Source organism: Colwellia sp. MEBiC06753, assembly GCF_053470325.1.
The window spans coordinates 1-1352 of record NZ_JBQMTM010000036.1 but is presented as its reverse complement, the minus strand read 5'-3'; the positions used below and the strand labels follow the sequence as shown (position 1 = coordinate 1352).

General features: G+C 42.6%; 1 protein-coding gene. It reads left to right on the top strand.

The genetic code is table 11. The annotated features are described in order from the left end of the window. Positions 1-17 precede the first annotated feature (17 nt). Positions 18-1343 carry an IS4 family transposase gene (locus ACOB82_RS17640; RefSeq protein ID WP_448214318.1) on the top strand — a complete coding sequence of 442 codons (1326 nt, stop codon included), beginning with the start codon at positions 18-20 and terminating at the stop codon, positions 1341-1343. Positions 1344-1352 lie beyond the last annotated feature (9 nt).

Below are 1352 nucleotides of genomic sequence, written 5' to 3'. Positions count from 1 at the left end.
TGTTTATCGGATTTTTTATGCTCGTTTCTCAAGCCCTAGATGTCATTAATCATTGGAAGCCTAACCAAGTTGAAACACTTGCTGATTTATTGCCTTTACCGTTAATCGAAGAAGCATACTCGCTAACTGATACAGTCACGCTCCGAAAACGTAAATTAACATTAGAATCAATGGCATGGTTACTTATAGGTATGGCCATTTATAACGACAAATCGATGGCTGATGTCGTCAACCTACTTGATATTGTTGACCGAGACGGTAAACCTTTTGTCGCGCCAAGTGCCTTAACTCAACGCAGAAAAACCTTAGGCGAAGCCGCTGCTAAAGCATTGTTTCAGTGCACACAAAAACATTGGTTTAACGGTGCTCAATTACCCCAATGGAATGGCTTAACCTTGCTTGGTGTCGATGGTGTGGTATGGCGAGCAGAAGATACACCAGAGAACAATCAAGCCTTTGCTAAATCGATTACAAACAGAGGTAATGAAAGCGAATACCCGCAATTGCGTATGGTGTGCCAAATGGAATTGAGTAGTCACTTAATTACGGGCAGTGCATTTGACTCGTACGAGGTTAACGAAATGGTGTTAGCTGAAAAGCTTATAGCCACAACACCCAATAATAGTCTAACGATGTTTGACAGAGGCTTTTACTCTTTAGGTTTATTACATCAATGGCACCATACAGGCACAGAGCGCCACTGGCTTATCCCATTAAAGAAAAATGTCAAATATGACATCGTTAAAACGTTTGGCAGGCAAGATAAACTCGTTAGGCTGACGAGTAACTCAAGAGCAAGAAAGCTATGGCCTGAACTACCAGAAGATATAACGGTGCGATTAGTCTCGCGAAAAATTAACGGTAAGCAATATGAGGTACTTACCTCCATGGTTGACCCGATGAAATACCCGGTAGCTGAGATTGCCGATTTATACAGTCATCGCTGGGAAATTGAGTTAGGGTATCGAGAGCAGAAACAATACATGCTAGGGAACCGTTTAACCCTACGAAGTCGTTTGCCTGAATTAGTAAAGCAAGAGCTATGGGGGGTTCTGCTTACCTACAATCTAATTCGTTACCAAATGACCCAAATGTGTATGCAGCTCAAAGGCGACTATTTGCCCTATCAACTCAGTTTTAACGGTGCGTTAGCCCATATCATGAGATTGTTAGTTGGTTTACCTTATTCATCCCCGGGAACCTTACCTCGGCAATTAAAAAGCTTTTACGGTATGGCTGAAAGCCTTATCTTAGAGCCCCGGCGGCAAAGAATATTTCCTCGATGTGTGAAGAAACGACCCGCTCGGTACCCTATAAAAAGAAATGCCGCTCACCTTAAGTGAACGGCATTA

Coding starts and splice junctions, on each gene's coding strand:
- ACOB82_RS17640 (WP_448214318.1), top strand. CDS start 18: ATGCTCGTTTCTCAAGCCCTAGATGTCATTAATCATTGGAAGCCTAAC.